A 13,646-nucleotide genomic window follows, 5' to 3' on the forward strand; every position below is an offset into this window, starting at 1 on the left:
TGGAAGGCGGGCATCTCAAGCTGCTCACCTTCAATATGCAGGTGGGCATCCAGACCTCGGCCTACCATCACTACCTGACCCGCAGCTGGCAGCACCTGTTGCCGCATCCCAAACGGATGCGGCGGCTCGACATGGTCAGCAGCGTGCTGAGCCGCTTCGATATCGTCGGCCTGCAGGAGGTCGACGGCGGCAGCTTTCGCTCCAGTCAGATCAACCAGATCGAGTACCTGGCCACGCGCGGCGGCTTCCCCCATCACTTCCAGCAGCTCAACCGAAACCTGGGCCGCTTCGCACAGCACAGTAACGGCCTGCTGTCGCGCCTCGCTCCGACCCAGGTCGAGGAGCATCGCCTGCCGGGCACCCTGCCCGGGCGTGGCGCCATCCATGCCCGTTATGGCGACGGCCCCGATGCGCTGCACCTGTTCGTCGCCCACCTGGCGCTTAGCCACCGCGCCCGGATGCGCCAGCTCGACTACCTGAGCGAAATCATCCAGCCCCTGGAACATGTGGTGGTAATGGGCGACCTCAACTGCACGCCGGACCAGTTGCACACGCACACCCGCTTCTGCGCCTCACTGCCCCTGCATCCGGTAAGACCTCTGCTCAGCTACCCTTCCTGGCAGCCGCGCCGAGCGCTGGATCACATCCTGATATCGAGTTCGCTCAAGGCGCAGGATGTCCGTGTTCTCGACCACCTCTTCTCCGACCATTTACCTATCGCCGTCGACGTGGCGCTACCGCCCCGTTGCCTGGCGCTGCTCGAGGAGCTGCGCAAGCAGCAGCGCTAGCCACGGCGTTGAGGGGCGGGGATGACGCCCGCCGCGTAATCGGCGATGATGCCAACCCTGATTTTTTTCGACACGAGACCCCACCATGCAAACCGCGAACCGCGATCCGGTCCTGCTCGCATGGCTCGACGGCTTTACCGAGGTCGTGGGCCGTTCCATCGCCTGGCTGCTGGTCTTCATGATGGCGGTACAGTTCGCCATCGTGGTGATGCGCTATGCCTTCAGCGTGCACAGCGTTGCCATGCAGGAGTCCGTCATGTACATGCATGCCATCGTGTTCATGCTGGGGGCAGCCTGGACGCTGCGCCATGACGGGCATGTCCGCGTCGACATCTTCTACCGCAAGCTCTCCGCCCGCGGCCGCGCCTGGATCGACCTGCTGGGCACGCTGTTTCTGCTGTTTCCCGTGACACTGTTCATCGCCATCTCGAGCTTCGGCTACGTGAAGAGCAGCTGGGCGATTCTCGAGCGCTCGCCCGATGCCGGCATCCCCGGGGTATTCCTGCTCAAATCGCTGATTCTGGTCATGATGGCATTGTTGCTATTGCAGGGCGTGGCGCAGGTGATACGCCAGGTGCTGATCCTGCGCGGCAAGGCACCGGGCAATACGCCCGCTCACGACGAGGTGGTGTGACGTGGAAGTCCTGCTCGAGTTCATGCCGCTGTTCCTGTTTCTCACCGTATGTGCGGTGCTGATGCTGGGCTATCCGGTTGCCCTGGCCCTGGCCGGCACCGCCCTGATCTTCGCCGGGCTCGGCCACCTGCTGCTGCAGTCGGGCGTGCCGGTGCACTTCGAGGCGGGCATGCTTGGCGCCATGCCGAATCGCCTCTACGGCATCATGACGAACCAGACGCTGCTGGCCGTGCCGCTGTTCGTGCTGATGGGCGTGCTGCTGGAGAAGTCGCGGGTCGCCGAGACCTTGCTGGACGCCATGGCGATGCTCTTCGGCTCGCTGCGCGGGGGCCTTGGCATTTCGGTGATCCTGGTCGGCATGCTGCTGGCCGCCTCGACCGGCATCGTCGGCGCCACGGTGGTCACCATGGGCCTGCTGTCGCTGCCCACGATGCTCAAGCGCGGCTACTCGCCAGCGCTTGCCACCGGCAGCATCTGTGCCACCGGCACCCTGGGCCAGATCATTCCGCCCTCCATCGCCCTGGTGCTGCTGGGCGACGTGCTCTCCAACGCCTATCAGCGCGCCCAGCTCGCCATGGGGGTGTGGAGCCCCAAGACCGTTTCGGTAGGCGACCTCTTCATCGGTGCCTTGATTCCGGGGCTGCTGCTGGTCGTGGCCTATATCCTCTACCTGCTGGTCATAGCCTGGTGGAAGCCGGAATGCGCACCGCCCGCCGACCGCGAGGCGCTCAAGCAGGAACTGGGACATACCGGCAGCATCCTGCCGCTGCTGGTCAAGGGCCTGATTCCTCCCGTGCTGCTGATCGTCGCCGTGCTGGGCTCGATCCTGGGGGGCTTCGCCACGCCCACCGAAGCCTCCGCGGTAGGCGCCGTGGGCGCACTGCTGCTGGCGCTGGCCAACCGCCGGCTGAACGTGGCAATGCTGCGCGAGGTCGTCTATTCCACCGCCAAGGTTACCAGCATGGTGTTCCTGATACTGATCGGTGCCGCGCTGTTCTCGCTGGTGTTCCGGGCCTACGGTGGCGAGGAGCTGGTCACCGAACTGTTCGAGGCGCTACCCGGCGGCGTGGTAGGCGCCACGCTGGTGGTCATGCTGGTCATCTTCCTGCTCGGCTTCATTCTCGACTTCATCGAGATCACCTTCGTGGTGGTGCCGATCGTCGGGCCGGTGCTGCTGATGATGGGTCTCGATCCGATCTGGCTGGGCATCATGATCGCAGTGAACCTGCAGACCTCGTTTTTGACGCCGCCGTTCGGTTTCGCACTGTTCTACCTGCGCGGCGTGACACCCGATACGGTACCCACCTCCGCCATCTACCGCGGCGTGATACCGTTCATCCTGCTGCAGCTCGGCATGCTGGTGGCGCTGGCGCTGTTTCCCGGGCTGGCCACCTGGCTGCCATCCGTTCTGTAGCCTCAGCCACACAAGGGGGCCAGCCACGCCTGGGCCAAATAGAGCACCACCGTGTAGCGCGCTCCCTTGGCCAGACCGATCAGCAGGATGGCCCGCCACCAGGGCAGGCGGAAAATGCCGGCGAGTACAGTGAGCGGGTCGCCGATCAGCGGAGCCCAGGACAGCAACAGGCTCCACTCGCCGAAGCGCGCATACCATCGCTCGGCCCGAGCCAGCCCTTCCCGCGAGGCGGGGAACCAGCGGCGATCCTGGAAGCGGCGCGCATAGCGCCCGAGCCAGACATTGAGGAGACTGCCCAGGGTATTGCCCGTGGTAGCCACCAACCACAGGCCCAGCAGCGGCTGGCCCAGGCACCACTGACGCGCCAGCCAGACTTCCGAACCGCCCGGCAGTAGGGTGGCGCTGACGAAAGCCACCAGGAAAAGACTCAGCAACAGCGCCTCCACACTCCGTTTTCGCTTCAGGACGAGACGCCATGACGAACGACCGCCCCATTCCCAACGTTCTCACCATCGCCGGCTCCGATCCCAGCGGCGGCGCCGGCATCCAGGCCGACCTCAAGACTTTTTCCGCCCTCGGTGCCTATGGTACCAGCGTGATCACCGCGCTGACCGCGCAGAACACCCGCGGCGTTCGCGGCGTACACGCGGTGCCGGTGGAGTTTATTCGCCTGCAGCTCGATACCCTGCTCGACGACGTGACGATCGATGCGGTGAAGATCGGCATGGTGGCCAGCCGCGAGGTGGCCGAAACCCTCCGCGATGCCTTGCAGGCGCGGCGCCCCCGCTGGATCGTGCTCGACCCGGTGATGGTGGCCAAGAGCGGCGACATACTGGTGGACGATGTCGGCATCGCAGCCGTACGCGAGGTCCTGGTACCGCTGGCCGACCTGATCACGCCCAACCTGCCCGAGGCCGCCGTGCTGCTGAGATGCAGCGAGCCGGCGAGCCGCGACGAGATGCTCGCCATGGCGCCCGATCTGGCGGCGCTGGGTGCCGGTGCCGTGCTGCTCAAGGGCGGCCATCTTCGCGACGAGTGCTGCCCCGACCTGCTGACCGAAAGCAGCGACCCGCACTGGGTCGAAGGCACCCGCATCGGGACCTCCAACCTGCACGGGACCGGCTGCTCGCTCTCCTCGGCCATCGCCGCCCGTCTGGCCCAGGGCGATACGCTGCCGCAAGCCGTGTCTGCGGCCAAGCAGTGGCTCGAAGGAGCGCTGGTCGAAAGCCGGCGGCTGGACGTCGGCCAGGGACACGGCCCGGTGCACCACTTCCACCGCTGGTGGTAGCGAAACGGCGCTTGCGCCTTTTCCGGGTGCCGCCCATGCTGAAGTTTGTCCTGCCGGCTCATCCGTAACGGAGAGACTTCATGACCCCGACCCTGCTGTTCGCCTGCGACCTTTCGGCCGAGAACCGTGCCGCCTTTGCCCGGGCCGTTCGCCTGGCCGTCGAGAGCGGCGCGCGCCTGGACGTCATTCACGTGCTCGACCCCCACCTACCCCACCGGGTACTGCACGACCTGGAGATCGCCATCGTCGACGACATGCAGGCCCTCCTGACGGACGTGCGCGAGGATTACGCTCTGCCGGAGCCGAGCACCATGCTGCAGACCGTGGCGGGTGCCACCTATGCCGAGATCATTCGCGAGGCGCACGAACGCGAAGTGGACATGATCGTGCTCGGCTCCCATCGCAAGCGCGGCCAGCCCGACCTTGTCGCCGGCACCACCTTGGCCCGGGTGCTGCGCAGCGCACCCTGTCCGGTATTATCGGTGTCCCAGCCGGCCAATCGCGACTGGGAGGAGATCCTGGTTCCCGTCGATTTCTCCCTGGCCAGCCGCAACACCCTGCGCGAGACGCTCAAGCGCTTTCCCGAAGCCCGCCTGACCCTGCTGCATGCCTGGGACATTCCCGGCGAGCGCGTGCTGGGTTCCGACCAGAACTATGCCCGCTGGCGGGACCGCGAACTGGAGCGGTTGCGCTGCCAGCTCGAACGCGAGACCGACCAGCTAATGGGTGAGCTCGACAGCGTGCCGGAGGTAGAACTGGTACTCGAGCAGGGCGATCCGCTCGAGGTGCTGCTCACCCGGCTGCGCCGCCAGCCACCGGACCTGCTGGCGCTGAGCTGCCGCGGCCAGCTCGGACGCCAGAGCCAGATCACCGAGGCGCTGCTGGCCGAGCCGCACTGTGACATCATGCTATGCCGCGCCTGGTAACTCCCCCCTTGAGAGCGTGATACCCTTTCGGCAAACTCGAGCCAGAGAAGGGAAAATCGTCGCATGAAGGCCCTGATTCAGCGCGTCCGGCGCGCCAGCGTTACCGTGGATGAATGCGAGGTAGGCGCCATCGGCCACGGCCTGCTGGCCCTGGTGGGGGTGGAAAAGGGCGACGACGAGGCCGCTGCCGAGCGCCTGCTGCACAAGCTGCTGCGCTACCGGGTGTTCAGCGACGAGGCGGGCAAGATGAACCTCGACCTGCAGCAGGTCGATGGTGGACTGTTGCTGGTGTCGCAGTTCACCCTGGCGGCCGATACCCGCAAGGGGCTGCGGCCGAGCTTCTCCAGCGCCGCGCCGCCGGCCGACGGCGAACGGCTGTTCCACTATCTGCTCGAGCGGGCGCAGGCGGCCTGGCCCCGGGTCGCGAGCGGCGAGTTTGCCGCCAACATGCAGGTGGAGCTGGTCAACGACGGCCCGGTGACCTTTCTACTGGAGAGTTGAGATTCAAGCCCCGCTTTCGAGAAGCTCCGCCTCCATCACCTCCAGTTCCTCCTCGGCGGCGAGCCACTCAGCTTCCAGCGTCTCGAGCCGTGACTTGAGCTCACCCTGGCGGGCCAGCCGCTCGGTGAGTTCGGCCTTGCGCGATGAGTCGGTGTAGAGTTCGGTATCGCCCAGCGCCTCCTCCACCGCGGCAAGTTCGTCCTGCACCTTCTCCATGGCCTGTTCGGCGCGGTCGCGCTTCTTCTTCAGCGGGCGCAGCTTCTCGCGCAGTTCGGCGGCGGCGCGGCGAGTCGCCTTGCGGTCCTCCTTGGGTGCGGCACTCTCCCCCTGCCGCTCGGCCTTGTGGGTCCTCGCTTCGCGCCGCTCGCCCTCCAGCCGTGCCTTGAGCCAGGCGCGGTAATCCTCCAGGTCGCCGTCGAAGGGCTCGACGCGATGGTCGGCCACCTTCCAGAACTCATCCACCGTGGCACGCAGCAGGTGGCGGTCATGCGAGACCAGGATCACCGTGCCCTCGAAGCTCGCCAGCGCTTCGGTGAGCGCCTCGCGCATCTCCAGGTCGAGATGGTTGGTGGGCTCGTCGAGCAGCAGCAGGTTGGGCTTGCGCCACGCCACCAAGGCCAGCGCCAGACGCGCCTTCTCGCCGCCGGAAAAGCGCCCCACCTCGCCGAAGGCGTCGTCGCCCTGAAAGCCGAACCCCCCCAGGAAGTTGCGTATCGACTGGTCGCTGGCGGTAGGCGACAGCCGCTGCACGTGCATGAACGGCGTCGCCGCCAGATCGAGCCCCTCGAGCTGGTGCTGGGCGAAGTAGCCGATGCTGAGGTGCTCACCCGGGATGCGCTTGCCCGACAGCAGCGGCAGCTCGCCGGTGATAGACTTGATCAAGGTCGACTTGCCGGCCCCGTTGGGGCCCAGCAGGCCGATGCGGCTGCCCGGCAGGAGGGTCAGCTTGACCTCGTCGAGCTGCACCTTCTCGTTTCCCGCGTCGTCCCGATAGCCGAGTCGGGCCTGGTCCAGCACCAGCAGCGGGTGCGAGGTCTTGTCGGAGGCGGGAATGGTGAAGTGAAAGGGCGAGTCGGCATGGGCCACGGCGATATCACCCATGCGTTCGAGCATCTTCAACCGGCTCTGAGCCTGGCGCGCCTTGGTGGCCTTGTAACGAAAGCGCGCCACGAACTGTTCGATCTCCTCGCGCCTCGCCTGCTGCTTGGCCGCCTCGGCTTGCTGCAGGGCCAGCTTCTCGGCCCGGGTGCGCTCGAAGGTGGAATAATTGCCGCGGTAGAGCAACAGCCGGCGCCGGTCGAAGTGGACGATGTGGTCGCACACCGCATCGAGGAAGTCGCGGTCGTGCGAGATCAACAGCAGCGTGCCGGGATAGCGTATGAGCCACTGCTCGAGCCAGAGCAGGGCATCGAGATCGAGGTGGTTGGTGGGCTCGTCGAGAAGCAGCAGGTCCGAGGGCATGAACAGGGTGCGCGCCAGGTTGGCGCGCATGCGCCAACCGCCGGAAAAGGCCGACAGCGGCCGCTCCAGGTCGGCCTGGACGAAGCCGAGCCCGATCAACAGCTGAGCGGCACGGGCCGGGGCGCTATACCCATCCAGCGCCTCGATGACGCCATGCAGCTCGGCCTCGCGATGGGCATCGCCACGCTCGCGGGCCGAGTCCAGGGCGGCCTGGGTCTGGCGCAATTCGCGATCGCCATCGAGCACGTAGTCGACGATGGGCCGGTCGAGTGCATCGACCTCCTGGGCCATGTGGGCGATGCGCTGCCCGCCGCTCATCTCGATCTCGCCGCGGTCGGGAGCAAGCGTGCCCAGCAACAGGCCGAACAGGCTGGACTTGCCGGCTCCGTTGGGGCCGACGATACCGGCCTTGTGTCCGGCATGCAGGGTCAGTTCAGCGTCCTCGAGCAGGGTCTGGGTGCCGCGTTGCAGGGCAACCTGGCGCAGTGCAATCATGCAGGCTCCAACTGGCAGAACAAGGAAGCGGTCGCCGCCTGAGCTCGCTTGCGAGTCTAGGAACGGCGACAGCCGGATGATGAGTGACGATTCTACCGCAACGACCGACGCTCTGCGGGCCGGACTGGCCACCGACCCGCTGTGGGACTTCGCCCTGTCCTTCTACCGGCGCCCCGGCGTGGAAGCCGCCTGCCTGCTGCTGCAGGACGAGGCGGAAGTCGACGTTTGCGAGCTGTTGTGGCACTGCTGGCTGTACCGCCACGGATTGACCGTGGGCGAAGAACCCGCCGGTCTCGCGGCCATCCGCCACTGGCAGCGGGACGTCACCCTGCCGCTGCGTGGCCTGCGCCGCCGACTCAAGGCCGAGGCTGCCCAGGATGCGGGTATTGCCGAGGTCCGCCGACAGATCCAGCTGGCCGAACTGGCGGCCGAGCGCGAGACACTGGCACGCCTGCAGCGCCTGGCCGAGCACTCCGAGGTCCTCTCCCCGCTCTGCCGTGATGCGCCAAGTCTCGAAATTTACCTGACAAGACGCTGTAAACTACAGAAAAAAGCGCAACTTTTGGCAGCTCAAACCCTCGATTGCCAGCTTGACCCTCTGTAAGCGGCACGCTAGCCTGAAAAAAGTCGTGTAGCCTTTTGTGGCTGCCTGATGCCTGCTGATGTCTCTTTTTTCACAGGCCCAACCTGCGAGGAGAACATAATAATGAAGGCAACCAAGCTGTTGACCACTGCCAGTATCGGCGCAATGCTGTGCGGCATGTCGGCTGCCGCTTATTCCGCTGAATGGCGTTATGCGCATGAGGAATTCGAGGGTGACGTTCAGGACGTATTTGCCGTCGCCTTCAAGGAGCATATCGAGGAAAACTCCGACCATACCGTACAGGTATACCGCTTCGGCGAGCTGGGTGAATCCGACGATATCATGGAGCAGACCCAGGCCGGCATCCTGCAGTTCGTCAATCAGTCGCCCGGCTTTACCGGCGCCCTGATCCCCGAAGCGCAGATCTTCTTCATTCCCTACCTGCTGCCTACCGACGAAGAAACCGTGCTCGAGTTCTTCGATCAGAGCAAGGCGATCAACGAAACGTTCCCCGAGCTCTATGCGGAGCAGGGGCTCGAGCTGTTGCAGATGTACCCCGAAGGCGAGATGGTCATTACCGTGGACGAGCCGGTACGCACACCGGAAGACCTGCGCGGCAAGAACATCCGCACCATGACCAACCCGCTGCTCTCCGAGACCTATCGCGCCTTCGGCGCCACGCCGACCCCGCTGCCCTGGGGTGAGGTGTACGGCGGCCTGCAGACCGGCATCATCCAGGGCCAGGAGAACCCGATCTTCTGGATCGAGTCCGGCGGCCTCTACGAGGTATCACCGCATCTGGTTTTCACCGGGCATGGCTGGTTCACCACGGCCATGATGGCCAACAAGGATTTCTTCGATGGCCTTCCCGAGGAGGATCAGGAACTGATTCGCGAAGCCTCCGAGGCAGCCTATGATCACACCATCGAGCATATCCAGGGCCTGGCCGAGGAGTCTCTCGAGAAGATTCAGGCCGATTCCGACGAGGTAACCGTGACCCGCCTCGACGAGGACGAGATCCAGGCCTTCCGCGAGCGTGCGCCGCAGGTCGAGGAGCGTTTCATCGAGATGACCGGCGAGCGCGGCGAGGAGCTGCTCGAGCAGTTCAAACAGGATCTGGAAGCCGTCTCCGACGAATAAGCCCCGGTCCGAGCGCTCACAGCGAACGCATGAAGGGGTAGCCGGCCGGCTGCCCCTTCGTGTTTCCGGCCCGAGCGCTTCCCGGCCAAATAGCGTTGAAGCCGGCGCATCGCTGCCGTCTTCAGGTTGTTACCCTTTGGCAGGGAACGTCGCTTCGCCATTTGCAGGGAAGATTTCAGGAGACCGGTCGCATGACAGAAGAAGATTCGGAAAAGAACTACCGTTCCACGCTCCCCGGCCCGCTCGGCATCGCCGACACCTGGATCAGCCGCGCCGAGTCGGTCATTCTCGCGGTAGGCGTGATCTTGATGGCGGTGAATACCGTGGCCAACGTCATCAGCCGCTTCGTTCTGGGAGAGAGCCTGCACTTCTCCGAGGAGATCAATCGTATTCTGATCGTGATGATCACCTTCGCCGGGCTCGGCTATGCCGCTCGCCACGGTCGGCATATTCGCATGTCGGCGATCTACGATGCCCTGCCCACCGGGGGCCGACGCTGGCTGATGATCACGATCTGCCTGTTCACTTCATTCGTGATGTTCGTGCTCTGCTACTTCTCGATCGGCTACATCGAGACGCTGTACGGCCGAGGTCGTGTCCTGCCTTCGCTGAGCGTGCCTGTTTGGATCATCTACCTCTGGGTGCCGATCGGCTTCACCATCACCGGCATTCAGTATCTGCTAACCGCGATCAAGAATCTCACCTCCCGTGACGTCTATCTGTCGACTCACGTGGTCGACGGCTACAAGGATACCGAAACGGAAGTCTGACGCAGGGCGAGAGGAACAATAACCATGACACCCATCATACTCTCCATCATGATCGTGCTCCTGCTGTTGGGGTTCCCCATGATGATACCGCTGGCGACGGCAGCGTTCGTCGGCTTCTTCCTGACTTTCGGTGGCCTGGGCCAGATGGAAACCCTCATTCAACAGATGATGGGTGGCATTCGCCCCACGGCGCTGATTGCCGTGCCGATGTTTATCCTGGCCGCCGACATCATGACCCGGGGCCAGTCCGCCGGACGATTGATCGACATGGTCATGAGCTTCGTCGGTCACGTGAAGGGCGGCCTGGCGGTCAGCACCGCCGCCTCCTGCACACTGTTCGGCGCCGTTTCGGGTTCGACCCAGGCCACCGTGGTGGCAGTCGGCTCGCCATTGCGGCCCCGCATGCTCAAGGCGGGGTATTCGGACTCCTTCACCCTGGCGCTGATCATCAACGCCAGCGACATCGCCTTTCTGATCCCCCCGAGCATCGGCATGATCATCTACGGCGTCATTTCGGGCACTTCGATCGGCGAGCTGTTCATCGCCGGCATCGGCCCGGGGCTCCTGATCCTGGCCATGTTCTCGGCCTATTGCGTGCTCTACGCCATCATCAGAAAGGTTCCCACCGAGCCCAAGTCGAGCTGGAAGGAACGCTCCCGCGCCGTACGCGATGCATTGTGGCCGCTGGGCTTCCCGGTATTGATCGTGGGCGGCATCTACGGCGGGATCTTCAGCCCCACCGAAGCGGCGGCGGCATGCGTGCTGTACGCCGTGCTGCTCGAGTTCGTGATCTTCCGTTCGCTGAAGCTGCCGGATATCTACGCCATCGCCAAGTCCACCGGCCTGATCACTGCCGTGGTGTTCATCCTGGTGGCAGTGGGTAACGGCTTCTCGTGGATTATCTCCTTCGCTCAGATTCCCCAGACGCTACTGGGCGCGTTCGGCATCAACGAAGCGGGGCCGGTCGGCGTTCTGGTGGCAATTTCGGTGGCCTTCTTCGTAGCCTGCATGTTCGTCGACCCCATCGTCGTGATCCTGGTACTGACACCGATCTTCGCTCCGGCCATCGCCGCCTCGGGCCTCGATCCGGTACTGGTGGGCGTTCTGATCACGCTGCAGGTTGCGATCGGCTCGGCCACGCCACCCTTCGGCTGCGACATCTTTACCGCCATCGCCATCTTCAAGCGACCCTATTGGGAGGTGATTCGCGGCACGCCGCCCTTCGTGATCATGCTGATCCTGGCGGCCGCGCTGATCATCATGTTCCCGCAGATTGCCCTTTTCCTGCGCGACATGGCCTACATGTGACGCAAGCCGCCCGATGCTGAGGAGACGCTGAGATGTTCAATCGCATACTGGTGCCGGTGGATGGATCCAAAGGTGCCTTGAAGGCGCTGGAAAAAGCGGTGGGTCTGCACCTGCTGACCGGCGCCGAGCTCTACCTGCTGTGCGTGTTCAAACACCACAGCCTGCTGGAGGCGTCACTTTCCATGGTGCGTCCGGAGAAGCTCGATATTCCCGACGACGCGCTGAAGGAGTACGCCACCGAAATCGCCGTACACGCCAAGAGCGAGGCCATGGAGATGGGCGCCGACTCGGCCAGGCTGCGCGCCTTCGTCAAGGGCGGACGTCCCTCACGCACCATCGTGCGCTTCGCCCGCAAGCGCGAATGCGACCTCATCGTCATCGGTGCCCAGGGCACCAACGGCGAGAAGAGCCTGTTGCTGGGCAGCGTCGCCCAGCGCGTGGCAGGGGCCGCCCACTGTCCCACCCTGGTGGTGTGAGCCTGCCGGGGGCCGGCGCCGCGGACAGTGCGGAACCGGCCCCGCCCTGATAGAGTCCGAGTACTGTCACACACCGTCCCAGCCCCATGAATCATTGATAGGACTCTGCATGAAGACACTGCTGACTTCCGCCTCCCTGGCTGCACTGGTGGCCACGGCGCCCTATGTTCTGGCTGAGCCGGAGACAGAGGACGAGCGTCTCAGCTACAGCCTGGGCATCGCCTATGGCCAGAGCATCGCCCAGGAATATCCGGATCTCGACGTAGAGGCTTTCACCGACGCCATTCGCGACATCATCGAGGGCAACGATCCGGCCATGGATGCGGACGAGATGGCCGCCACCCTGAGCGAGTTCCAGCAGGAGGCGCTGAGCGCCCGTCAGGCCGAGGCCGAAGAGATGGCCGAGCGCAATCTCGCCGAAGGCCAGGCCTTCCTGGCCGAGAACGCCGAGCGCGAGGAGGTCACCACCACCGATTCGGGCCTGCAGTACGAGGTGCTGGAGAGCGGCGACGGCGAAAGCCCGGGCCCCAGCTCCCACGTCGAGGTGCATTACGAAGGCACCCTGGTCGACGGCACCGTATTCGACAGCTCACTCGAACGCGGCCAGCCGCTGAGCTTTCGCGTGGATCAGGTGATCGAGGGCTGGCAGGAGGCACTGCAGCTGATGAGCGTGGGCGATACCTGGATGCTGTATATCCCCCCCGAGCTCGGCTACGGTGCCCAGGGCCAGGGGCCCATCGGCCCCAACGAGACATTGGTCTTCCGCGTCGAACTGCTCGATATCATGGAGTGACGAGGAGCGGATGAAAGCCGCGTCGTTACTACTCACAGCCGCCGGGCTACTGGCGCTCTCCGCCCATGCCGAGGAAAGGCTCCCCGAGCTGCCCCGTCTCGACGCCGATCCCCGCGATGTTAGCGTGCTCGGCGTCTCCTCGGGCGGCTACATGGCCACCCAGCTGGCCATTGCCTGGCCCGAGAAAATCGAAGGCTTGGCGGTACTGGCCGCCGGCCCGTGGAGCTGTGCGCAGGGCAGCCTTGGCCAGGCGCTCGCCCAGTGCATGTCAACACGCCGAGGTCCTCCCGACCTCGATGCCCTGGCGGTGCGCCTGCGCGATTACCAGGCTCGTGACCTGGTGGGCGATGCCGATGCCATTGCCGATCTGCGCGCCTTCGTCTGGCACGGTGAGGAAGATAGCGTGGTGAACCCGGCTCTCGGTGCGGCGCTGTCCGACCAACTGGCCGGTTGGCTGGCCGACCCCGCCGAACAGCTGAAACAGGTGCGCTCACCCGGCGTCGGCCACGGCTGGCCCATCGACAACGACAGGCAGATCGCCCCTAGCCAGTTGGCCGAGTGCCGTGCCGGGGGTAGCACTCACATGCTGGCCTGCGGCCTGGATATTTCCGGCGAAGCGCTGGCCTGGCTGCACGGCAGCCTGGATCCGCCTCGCGATATCGCGTCGGATGAGTTGCTGCGCTTCGACCAGGCGCCCTTCGATGCCCGCGGCCTGGGCGATGCCGGCTATGTGATGGTGCCGGAGGAGTGCGAGTCGGGAGGCTGCGGCCTGACCGTGGCACTACACGGCTGTGGCATGACCGAGGAGCAGATCGAGACGGCTTTCGTCCGCCACAGCGGCCTCAACGAATGGGCCAAGGGCAACCGCCGTATCATTCTCTATCCCCAGGCCACCACCAGCCTGGCCAACCCTCAAGGCTGCTGGGACTGGTGGGGTTTCGCCGAAAGCACCTGGCAGCTCGACCCCCTGCACGACACGCGGGAAGGCGTCCAGGTAAAGGCTCTGATGAGGATGATAGAGCGACTCGAACAGAGCCCGGCCGAGGAGTAGGGGCTGTCGCGTTGCGCG

Annotated in this window: 15 protein-coding genes; 13 read left to right on the top strand and 2 right to left on the bottom strand. The window is 64.9% G+C overall.

The annotated features are described in order from the left end of the window. Nucleotides 1–35 precede the first annotated feature (35 nt). The 3 genes from ACOJCM_RS04135 to ACOJCM_RS04145 all read left to right on the top strand — a co-directional run bounded on the left by ACOJCM_RS04135 (nt 36) and on the right by ACOJCM_RS04145 (nt 2,836). Nucleotides 36–788 carry an endonuclease/exonuclease/phosphatase family protein gene (locus tag ACOJCM_RS04135; protein WP_445211018.1) on the top strand — a complete coding sequence of 251 codons (753 nt, stop codon included), beginning with the start codon at nt 36–38 and terminating at the stop codon, nt 786–788. Nucleotides 789–873: 85 nt separating this feature from the next. Next, complete coding sequence (locus ACOJCM_RS04140; protein ID WP_445210801.1) at nt 874–1,422, top strand: TRAP transporter small permease subunit; 549 nt, start codon at nt 874–876, stop codon at nt 1,420–1,422. A 10-nt stretch (nt 1,423–1,432) separates the two neighbouring features. Next, nucleotides 1,433–2,836: a TRAP transporter large permease gene (locus tag ACOJCM_RS04145; RefSeq protein WP_445211019.1), complete on the top strand. Its 1,404-nt coding sequence runs from the start codon at nt 1,433–1,435 to the stop codon at nt 2,834–2,836. Between the two features lie 2 nt (nt 2,837–2,838). Here the strand turns inward: ACOJCM_RS04145 and ACOJCM_RS04150 are convergent, their stop codons facing one another. Beyond that, on the bottom strand, nt 2,839–3,270 hold the full coding sequence (locus ACOJCM_RS04150) for a YqaA family protein (protein WP_445210802.1): 432 nt from the start codon (nt 3,268–3,270) through the stop codon (nt 2,839–2,841). 41 nt (nt 3,271–3,311) lie between these two features. Between ACOJCM_RS04150 and thiD the strand changes: the two genes are divergently transcribed. The 3 genes from thiD to dtd all read left to right on the top strand — a co-directional run bounded on the left by thiD (nt 3,312) and on the right by dtd (nt 5,551). Then, entirely contained in the window at nt 3,312–4,124 is an 813-nt protein-coding gene (gene thiD / locus ACOJCM_RS04155) for a bifunctional hydroxymethylpyrimidine kinase/phosphomethylpyrimidine kinase (protein ID WP_445210803.1), read from the top strand. Nucleotides 4,125–4,204: 80 nt separating this feature from the next. Then, nucleotides 4,205–5,050 (top strand): universal stress protein, encoded by an 846-nt coding sequence (locus ACOJCM_RS04160; protein WP_445210804.1) that lies wholly within the window; start codon nt 4,205–4,207, stop codon nt 5,048–5,050. 63 nt (nt 5,051–5,113) lie between these two features. After that, nucleotides 5,114–5,551 carry a D-aminoacyl-tRNA deacylase gene (dtd, locus tag ACOJCM_RS04165; RefSeq protein WP_445210805.1) on the top strand — a complete coding sequence of 146 codons (438 nt, stop codon included), beginning with the start codon at nt 5,114–5,116 and terminating at the stop codon, nt 5,549–5,551. A 3-nt stretch (nt 5,552–5,554) separates the two neighbouring features. Here dtd and ACOJCM_RS04170 read toward each other — a convergent pair whose 3' ends face one another. Next, nucleotides 5,555–7,507 (bottom strand): ATP-binding cassette domain-containing protein, encoded by a 1,953-nt coding sequence (locus ACOJCM_RS04170; RefSeq protein ID WP_445210806.1) that lies wholly within the window; start codon nt 7,505–7,507, stop codon nt 5,555–5,557. Nucleotides 7,508–7,583: 76 nt separating this feature from the next. Here ACOJCM_RS04170 and ACOJCM_RS04175 point away from each other — a divergent pair, with 76 nt between their 5' ends. From ACOJCM_RS04175 to ACOJCM_RS04205, 7 genes are all read left to right on the top strand, one after another. Further along, on the top strand, nt 7,584–8,111 hold the full coding sequence (locus tag ACOJCM_RS04175) for a TIGR02444 family protein (RefSeq protein WP_445210807.1): 528 nt from the start codon (nt 7,584–7,586) through the stop codon (nt 8,109–8,111). A 102-nt stretch (nt 8,112–8,213) separates the two neighbouring features. Continuing rightward, a complete protein-coding gene (locus ACOJCM_RS04180) occupies nt 8,214–9,230 on the top strand; it encodes a TRAP transporter substrate-binding protein (RefSeq protein WP_445210808.1) in 1,017 nt (338 codons plus the stop codon). Between the two features lie 191 nt (nt 9,231–9,421). Beyond that, nucleotides 9,422–10,000 carry a TRAP transporter small permease gene (locus tag ACOJCM_RS04185; RefSeq protein WP_445210809.1) on the top strand — a complete coding sequence of 193 codons (579 nt, stop codon included), beginning with the start codon at nt 9,422–9,424 and terminating at the stop codon, nt 9,998–10,000. A gap of 24 nt (nt 10,001–10,024) precedes the next feature. Further along, nucleotides 10,025–11,308, top strand: coding sequence for a TRAP transporter large permease (locus ACOJCM_RS04190; RefSeq protein WP_445210810.1), 1,284 nt, complete (start codon nt 10,025–10,027; stop codon nt 11,306–11,308). Nucleotides 11,309–11,340: 32 nt separating this feature from the next. After that, a complete protein-coding gene (locus ACOJCM_RS04195; RefSeq protein ID WP_445210811.1) occupies nt 11,341–11,784 on the top strand; it encodes a universal stress protein in 444 nt (147 codons plus the stop codon). Between the two features lie 109 nt (nt 11,785–11,893). Further along, nucleotides 11,894–12,577: an FKBP-type peptidyl-prolyl cis-trans isomerase gene (locus ACOJCM_RS04200; RefSeq protein WP_445210812.1), complete on the top strand. Its 684-nt coding sequence runs from the start codon at nt 11,894–11,896 to the stop codon at nt 12,575–12,577. 10 nt (nt 12,578–12,587) lie between these two features. Next, nucleotides 12,588–13,628, top strand: a complete 1,041-nt coding sequence (locus ACOJCM_RS04205; protein WP_445210813.1) for a poly(3-hydroxybutyrate) depolymerase — start codon at nt 12,588–12,590, stop codon at nt 13,626–13,628. Nucleotides 13,629–13,646 lie beyond the last annotated feature (18 nt).

Source organism: Billgrantia hypersalina, from assembly GCF_052584175.1.

Bases quoted from the DNA above. Each gene is read 5' to 3' on its own strand.
- dtd (WP_445210805.1), top strand. From the start codon at position 5,114: ATGAAGGCCCTGATTCAGCGCGTCCGGCGCGCCAGCGTTACCGTGGAT.
- ACOJCM_RS04195 (WP_445210811.1), top strand. From the start codon at position 11,341: ATGTTCAATCGCATACTGGTGCCGGTGGATGGATCCAAAGGTGCCTTG.
- ACOJCM_RS04170 (WP_445210806.1), bottom strand. From the start codon at position 7,507: ATGATTGCACTGCGCCAGGTTGCCCTGCAACGCGGCACCCAGACCCTG.
- ACOJCM_RS04160 (WP_445210804.1), top strand. From the start codon at position 4,205: ATGACCCCGACCCTGCTGTTCGCCTGCGACCTTTCGGCCGAGAACCGT.
- thiD (WP_445210803.1), top strand. From the start codon at position 3,312: ATGACGAACGACCGCCCCATTCCCAACGTTCTCACCATCGCCGGCTCC.
- ACOJCM_RS04205 (WP_445210813.1), top strand. From the start codon at position 12,588: ATGAAAGCCGCGTCGTTACTACTCACAGCCGCCGGGCTACTGGCGCTC.
- ACOJCM_RS04140 (WP_445210801.1), top strand. From the start codon at position 874: ATGCAAACCGCGAACCGCGATCCGGTCCTGCTCGCATGGCTCGACGGC.
- ACOJCM_RS04180 (WP_445210808.1), top strand. From the start codon at position 8,214: ATGAAGGCAACCAAGCTGTTGACCACTGCCAGTATCGGCGCAATGCTG.
- ACOJCM_RS04200 (WP_445210812.1), top strand. From the start codon at position 11,894: ATGAAGACACTGCTGACTTCCGCCTCCCTGGCTGCACTGGTGGCCACG.
- ACOJCM_RS04190 (WP_445210810.1), top strand. From the start codon at position 10,025: ATGACACCCATCATACTCTCCATCATGATCGTGCTCCTGCTGTTGGGG.
- ACOJCM_RS04135 (WP_445211018.1), top strand. From the start codon at position 36: ATGCAGGTGGGCATCCAGACCTCGGCCTACCATCACTACCTGACCCGC.
- ACOJCM_RS04175 (WP_445210807.1), top strand. From the start codon at position 7,584: ATGATGAGTGACGATTCTACCGCAACGACCGACGCTCTGCGGGCCGGA.
- ACOJCM_RS04185 (WP_445210809.1), top strand. From the start codon at position 9,422: ATGACAGAAGAAGATTCGGAAAAGAACTACCGTTCCACGCTCCCCGGC.